This window comes from Pseudomonas sp. SIMBA_041, from assembly GCF_046535095.1.
GTDB classification, from domain to species: domain Bacteria; phylum Pseudomonadota; class Gammaproteobacteria; order Pseudomonadales; family Pseudomonadaceae; genus Aquipseudomonas; species Aquipseudomonas mucoides.
On sequence record NZ_JAWRXJ010000880.1, the window covers coordinates 1 to 239 of the forward strand.

General features: G+C 67.8%; 1 pseudogene. It reads right to left on the reverse strand.

Annotation, left to right across the window (positions count from 1 at the left end):
• Positions 1-239, reverse strand: a pseudogene (locus tag SB725_RS33670) (hypothetical protein); the annotation flags it as partial.

The window sequence follows — 239 nt, forward strand, 5'->3', positions numbered from 1 at the left end:
GTCGGAATCGGCCGCCCACTCAGGCCCATGCCTTCACTCACCAGCACCGCGTCTCCGACGCAGCACAGGTTGGAAGGCGTATCCAGGCCCTTGGCGAGTACTTGCACGCTGCGTTGCTGCAAATCGCAGCGCAGCAGGCGGCCGCTGAAGCGGGCGAAGCCGCCGTGCAGGACTTCGCCGGCCCAGTCCGGCGGCAACGGTTGCAGCAGCCGGTCGCACAGTTCCAGCACCAGGATCCG